The sequence below is a fragment of the Mycobacterium sp. TH-M11 genome (genome assembly GCF_057473725.1).
Genome location: NZ_JBYCLD010000359.1, coordinates 1 through 6,183 on the forward strand (window position 1 = coordinate 1; position 6,183 = coordinate 6,183).

The 6,183-nt window shown below is 66.6% G+C and carries 9 protein-coding genes; 1 reads left to right on the top strand and 8 read right to left on the bottom strand.

The window, feature by feature from the left end:
* The 3 genes from eccB to AC2VOG_RS14420 form a co-directional block, all read right to left on the bottom strand.
* The coding region (eccB, locus tag AC2VOG_RS14410) for a type VII secretion protein EccB (protein ID WP_486940569.1) at window positions 1–1,092 on the bottom strand (1,092 nt) is incomplete at its 3' end.
* A 72-nt stretch (window positions 1,093–1,164) separates the two neighbouring features.
* The gene (locus tag AC2VOG_RS14415) at window positions 1,165–1,485 is read right to left on the bottom strand and encodes a DUF2710 family protein (protein WP_486940570.1); all 321 of its coding nucleotides are present in this window, start codon (window positions 1,483–1,485) and stop codon (window positions 1,165–1,167) included.
* 63 nt (window positions 1,486–1,548) lie between these two features.
* Entirely contained in the window at window positions 1,549–2,445 is an 897-nt protein-coding gene (locus AC2VOG_RS14420) for a DUF5632 domain-containing protein (protein ID WP_486940571.1), read from the bottom strand.
* Window positions 2,446–3,016: 571 nt separating this feature from the next.
* Here AC2VOG_RS14420 and AC2VOG_RS14425 point away from each other — a divergent pair.
* Window positions 3,017–3,160 carry a hypothetical protein gene (locus AC2VOG_RS14425; RefSeq protein ID WP_486940572.1) on the top strand — a complete coding sequence of 48 codons (144 nt, stop codon included), beginning with the start codon at window positions 3,017–3,019 and terminating at the stop codon, window positions 3,158–3,160.
* Here AC2VOG_RS14425 and AC2VOG_RS14430 read toward each other — a convergent pair whose 3' ends face one another.
* From AC2VOG_RS14430 to AC2VOG_RS14450, 5 genes are all read right to left on the bottom strand, one after another.
* On the bottom strand, window positions 3,161–3,475 hold the full coding sequence (locus tag AC2VOG_RS14430; protein ID WP_486940573.1) for a DUF2694 family protein: 315 nt from the start codon (window positions 3,473–3,475) through the stop codon (window positions 3,161–3,163).
* Window positions 3,472–3,789, bottom strand: a complete 318-nt coding sequence (locus tag AC2VOG_RS14435; protein WP_486940574.1) for an ESX-1 secretion-associated protein — start codon at window positions 3,787–3,789, stop codon at window positions 3,472–3,474. The genes AC2VOG_RS14430 and AC2VOG_RS14435 overlap by 4 nt, the downstream gene beginning before the upstream one ends.
* 43 nt (window positions 3,790–3,832) lie before the next feature.
* Window positions 3,833–5,005, bottom strand: a complete 1,173-nt coding sequence (locus tag AC2VOG_RS14440) for a DUF4226 domain-containing protein (RefSeq protein WP_486940575.1) — start codon at window positions 5,003–5,005, stop codon at window positions 3,833–3,835.
* 91 nt (window positions 5,006–5,096) lie between these two features.
* Window positions 5,097–5,459: a DUF4226 domain-containing protein gene (locus AC2VOG_RS14445; protein ID WP_486940577.1), complete on the bottom strand. Its 363-nt coding sequence runs from the start codon at window positions 5,457–5,459 to the stop codon at window positions 5,097–5,099.
* A 29-nt stretch (window positions 5,460–5,488) separates the two neighbouring features.
* Window positions 5,489–6,183: C40 family peptidase (locus AC2VOG_RS14450; RefSeq protein WP_486940576.1), on the bottom strand; the 695-nt coding region annotated here is incomplete at its 5' end.

The following is a 6,183-nucleotide window of genomic DNA, read 5'->3' on the forward strand; positions in this document are numbered from 1 at the left end:
ACCGCTGTAGACGGTGATCGAGGCTTGCGGATCGGTGGACTGTTTCTGCCATGCCACACATGTGACCGGATTCGCCTTTTTGTCAACAAAATTCAGCTTGCCCGACGGATAGAAGTCGACGTTGAGCCGTTCGACGACGGGGATATGAACCAGCTTGTCCGGCGACACCAATGTCGGCGTCACCGATCCTTGCGAGTTGGCGGTTCGGAGCAAGTCGGCGACAAAGCTGGTGATCTTCTGAACGCCCTCCGGTAACAGGACATAGAAACCCGTCACGTTGCCGTTGGCGTCGCGGGTCTCCAGAACGCTTCCCACTGCCGAACCGGGCAGCAACGGCGACGGCGTGCCGGAATCCGGAATGGCCGGTATCACCAGGGGTTCGGTGGACGGTAAGGCGTCGAACAGCGCATTGGATATCTCGATCGGGTAGGTCACCCCGGGATCCAAACCCAGGTTGAATGTCACCGACCGGTCGGCCGGGTCGATTTCCGAACGTTGCCCGCCCCAGATCACATAGGTCGCGCCGATGTGCGTCACCAGGACCGCGTCCGGGCGCGCCATCGGGGTAGCCCGCCCGCCCTGCTCGAGCACCCCGGCGATCGACGTAACCAACGGCGCCCCGGTGCCCCGGATCGGTGCGGTATCGCAGACCGACCACGCCGACGTCGATGCCGGTGTAACGGTGAGATCATCTGGCACGCCCGGGATTCCGATCAGCGGGCCGGTCGGATACTTGGCGATTTCGGCCGCCTTCACCCAGACCACGGCGGCGGCGTTACCGACGGCCAGCCGCGCAGAGGTCAGATTGAGCGCCGGATAGAGCCGGTCGTTGATTCTCGCGTAAACCGCTCCGGTGTCGCGGTTGCCGATGATCGCGGACTGCCCAACCAGGCCTGCGGGTTTCATGACGTGTAGCAGCGCCATCCAACCAACGCCGATCAGTACGAACACCATCGACAGTGCCACAGCCGCTTGCTGTTTGCGGTCATCGTGTTTCATTCGCACCGAGAAGCGGGTGATCGCGGCCTTGAGCCTGCGGTTGTAGAACAGGTGGCCCGAGTTTTGGTCACGATTGGCGAGATTGAGTGGCACGTCAGTATCCCTTCGGCGGCTGATTCGTCCCGCCCTGATGCTCAAAAGTGTTGCTTGGCAGGCAGTTGAACCTCACTGGAGGGCGCCGCCGTATCGCTCCTGGTTCTCGGCGTGAGCCTCTTCGCGGATGGCGGCCACAGCGAGATTCACCCGATCGGCCAGTTCGCCGTGGGTGTAGCCGGCCATTACGGCCGGATGCAGTACGAGCTCGACGAGCCGGCCGTCGACATTCGCGGACGCGCGAATATCGCCGAGATCCACGCTGTAGGTGACGGTCTCGGCCTCACCCACGAGCGCTTCCCATTTGTCGGCGGCCTCATTGAGTTCATGCAGAACAGACTCGACGAGATCCTTGTCGCTGAGCTGCGCGCGGTGTTCCGACCCCGGCATCATTGCAGTATTCCGACCCTTCCGAACAGCGTCAATTCATCGGCTGTCGCCCTGAGCAGCGCACTGTCACGGGCCGGCTCTCCAAGTGCTGGGCGGCGGAGAGCTGAGCAGTTGGAACCAGGCGAAATGGTAATTCGCGCTGACCGGGTTCTTGGTCGCCAGTGCTTCGGTGGCGGCCAACAGCAGGCAGTTCAGTAGTTGCCCGGCGTCGACGTCCGGGTACTGCGCCAGCAGTTGATATCGCGAAGTATCGACGTAGACCTGCAGAAGGTCGATCTCGGCGGCGACGATGCCCGTGCCCGCGGCACCCGCCCTGGCCAGCGTGTGCACCATCCGCGGCAACCCGTCGCGCCAGTGCGTCGCCTGGCCGAGCAGCCAACCCAGGTCGCCGACGGGGGGCAGTTGGCGCGGTGTCGACGAGGTTTCGGTGACGCGGTAGTCGGTTGCCCAGCCCAGCGGGTCGCCGGGGGCATACGTGGCCGACAATGCGGTCCGCCCGAGTAGCGCCGACGCGGCGCCCGTGCGCCGGCCTGGCTCCAACAGCCGCACCTCGTCGGGCAGCGTGATTCCGGGCGGGATCCAGCCGTGGGCGAGGTCGGTGACCAGCAACGTGGTGCCGTCGTCGCGGTTGCCGACGGCCCAGCGCATGCCGGGTTCCTGGCGGGCCACGAAATTGAGCAAGCGTTGCAGCCGTTCGCTTTCCGACTCACCGGCCCCGGAAACCGGTGGCTGGCATGTGAGCTCGGCATGCCGGCTCGTCGTTACTCCTGCCGTCGGCGCCAGGACGGGCGGCTTCGCGTCCAACGGCGTGAATTCACGAATCAGCGTTGCCAGGCCCTCGAGCACCTCGGTGTCGTCGGAAGCGGCCGCGTGCCTGGGGCCCGCCGCGGCCACAACGGGTGCCGCAGCTTCGTGTGCTGCCGGCACGAATTCGGCGGCGTCGCCGCGGAGGGGCACGTCCACAACAGGCATGACGGCGGTCCGCTCGAGATCCTCGCGTGTCGAAGCGGGCCTGGGTCGAGTTGGCAGCTGGATTTCGTCGCTACCATTGACGGGCCGATGTCGGGGCGGCAATTGCGATTTCATGGTGTGGAGATGACGAACAGTCGACTCGACTCTACGTACCGCGAAGGCACGCGCTTCGTTGATAACGCGCGACTCTTCTGCCTGTCGCGTCGAATCCACCAATCCCGCGCAGCGAATGTTCTTGAGTTCGTCGTTTGCCGAATTGACGACCTGCGCCAAGTCGGCCTTCAGGCGTTTGACAAGTGGTGCGGTTTCGGCGGTCACCATTGACAACTCCGCAGGCCAGAGGCCACCCGTTATCCACGGGGTGGCGTCCACAGGCGATCTGAACGTGGGGATCTTCAGCGATTCCTGGGCAGCTCTTCGGAGGCGCTGACGCGCCGTATTCCGCCCGAAGATCGCCACGCGGCCAAGCGTACCGGCATCGTAGGCGTTGCTTCTGCACGAATTGCCGGCCGATAAAGGTGAGTGAATTGTGCCAATAACGGCCTCTGGGTAGCCTGGGCCCGTGGCAGATTCCGGGCTTCAGCAGCAGTTGAATGAAGTGCGTGCGTTGCTTAGTCGGGCGCGAGAATTGTTTGGCGCCAATCCGGTTGAGCCACCCACCGATATCGCGCCGGAGCGCGACGCCGTGCGGACCTGGATTCGCTGACTATTCGACCGCCGCTTCGCGAGCTGGTAGCTCGTGTGCGATCAATCTTTCGATCGCGTCGTCGAGATCTTCGGCGGTCGGAACCTGCGCCGACGGGGTGTAGCCGGCGGCGACGATTTCACCGCGAACCTCCATCGCCGCCTTGAGGTATGAGACGTCGGCGGTCAGCAGGATGCCTTCGGTCAGGCTCTCGGCATCGGTGCTCATCGCCGCCTCGGCCAGGGTGACGCTGTGCAGGTAGCCGCCGCGGCAGGACCGGACCAGGATGTGCCCGCTCGGATGCACGGTGTCGAACGCGGGATCGGCCTCGGTCATCGACCGTCGTCGGTGATGCGGTCAAACCGCTGGGCGGCGTCGACCTCGTGCTGTTCCCACATGATGGCCGATTGTGTCAGGCGGTCGGCGATCTCGGCGTGATTGTCGGCTTGCTGCTCGTAGCAGAGTTGTCGCTGCTGCAGCAGGCCCCGGCCGGCCTCTCTCAACTCGCAGAAGATCGGCCCCAACGAATCCAGACTCTGTTGGATGGCTTCGTGGGACGCCGGAATCGTGCGCAGATACTCCGATGTCTCTTGGTGGTGGCCCGCGGCTTCCCGCAAGTCGGCCGGCACCACGTGGATTCGGTCTGCCATCGGCGTTCTCCTTACTGACGTGCCGGCGCAAGCCGGACCAGTTCTACGCTGTCTCGATTCGCTCGGCGGCCGCCGGCCTGGTGGGCGCCGGCGGGTCGGATACGTCCGGGGCGGGCGCATCCATCGGCGCCGGAGGGTGCTCCCAGCCTAGGAAGTCGGGGCCAGTCACGGTGGAGATGTGCTGGATCTGGCCGTTCACCAGCACCTTGCGTTCGCCGAGCGCCAGCGCATGCCGGTCGGTGAACATCCCGATGTCGCCGGGTGCAAGCTGCGAAGGGTCGACTGGGTCCGCGACCGCGGTGCCCGCTGGCGGGATGGTGATGCCCTGCAGCCGGAACGCCTCCGCGATGGGAGTCCCGCCCGCGGCGGCTTCAATCGCGGCGGCCAACTGCGGGCTCGCGGCGGTGAGGGTGTCGCCGTTGGGCAACGTCACCGTCGTCGGGCCGGCGGCGAGGTCGCTGTGGTCGTGGTCCGCTCGCTGGTGATCGTCCTCGTCGCGTTCCGTCGCGTCCTTGGCGTCGTCGGTGGCCGACGGGGCGTCGTCGAGTTCCTCAGAGGCGGCCGGCATTGAATTCGTCAGCGGCAATCCGGTCGGCATGCCGAACCCGCCGCCGCCCGGCAGGCCCCCTCCCCCACCGAAGGACGGGATGCCAGGTATCGCCGCCGGTGGCGGCGACGCTGCCGCCGCGGGCTGCGTGATGCCGAGATCGTCCTCCGGCAGCACGTCTGCATACGGGTCCAGCTCGGATGCCGCTGCTGCGGGCTGCGTTTGGCCGACCGGAGCTACTGGCGTATTTACGGGTCCGCCGACCGCGGCGGGCTGGTCGGCCCGGTCGGGATCGGCCGCGTGATACAGCGACGTGCAGGCGGCCATCAGCGCCGAGTTCGAGGTGTCGTCCAGCGTTGCACCCGACACCACTGCTTGGATGTCGCGCAACTTGCCGATCAGATAACGCTGAAAGTCGCGCGCCCCGGCCGGGGTGTCCAGATCGGATCGAGCCGCCACCGCGTGCTCGATGTCGCGCTGCAACGTGTCCAGTTCGTCGCTACCCTCGGCCACCTTCCGGTGCGCATTCAGCACTGCGGCAACGACTTGCAGGTCGATTTGAGCCGTCGTCGAATTCTGCTGCGCCAGAGCGACTTCTGCATGCCTGATGGCGTCGGCCGCATCGCCTTCCTGATGGCCGGCGGCGGGCCGGTCCTCAGGCGATGACATTGCTCTGCTGGCTCAACATGGTCGCGACAGTAGCCAGGGGCGGTGGTGCCGACAATTCAGGTGTGTGGACAGCCGTCGCGGCGCGGTGCGGCTAACCGGCCGGCGATGTGTAGTTTTCACGCAACGTCTCCAGGGCGGCCCTGGTCCGGTCGCCGACGTCGCGGGCGCGCGACACCACCGCCGAGATTTCCTGCTGCTTGGCGATCAAGAACTTCTGGAATTCACGCGCACCCATCGCCGTATCGAGGGCGAGCGCGGCCTGATTCCGCACCGCACCGTCGATCTCGGCCGCGATGGCATCCAGGCGCCGGACGCTGTCCACCGTCACCGAATGCGCGGTGGAAAGCGCGTCGGCGAGTGCCCGGTCAGCCTCGACGGCCGCCGCATGCCACGCCGACAGCGCCGGATGCCGCTGCCCGATGGCGTCTATTGCGGCGCCGACCTGCGTGGACATTCCCGATCCCGGTTCGTCAGCCATCGTCGCTATCCCACTGGCCGCCGGATCTGCACCCCGCTGCCGAGCGGGCTGATCCGCACGTTCGCGCCAGGCTCGGGCGCCTCGACGACGAGGTTGTTGCCGATCGCGAGTTGCACGTGACCGGCCGTCGGGAAGACCAGATCGCCCGGCCGAACCTGCGAGCGCGGCACCGGCACTCCGTCGTAGATCTGCTGATATGTGGTGCGGTCCAAGTGAATTCCGGCCCGCGCATAAGACCATTGGGTCAGCCCGGAGCAGTCGAACTGGTCCGGTCCGGTTGCGCCCCAGACGTAGGGCCGGCCCAGCCGCGACAACGCCGCCCGCACCGCGATGCCCGCGCGGCTGTTCGGCGGCGGCAGCGGCAGCCCGCGAAGGCCGGCGCCGTGGTGCAACGTGCGGTAGCTCAACGGTCGCCATCGTGAGCGATGCCGCCGGGCTTTTCGGCGGGCGGCCAGCACATGGGCCTGTTGGGCGCGCAACCGCGCGACCCGTCGGCGGATCGCTTCGCGCTGCGCGATCGGATTGTCCGGGACCACGGTGTCGACCAGGGCTTCGTCGAGAACGCTCTTCGTCCGCGCGCGGGCGACGGCGTGGTCCCGGCGGGCCTCGGCGATGGTCGCCGCGATAGCAGCGTCGGTAGCGACCGCCGCCTGCAACTCCGCTCGGCTGCGATGCACGGCGGGCTGATGCCGCTGTTGCC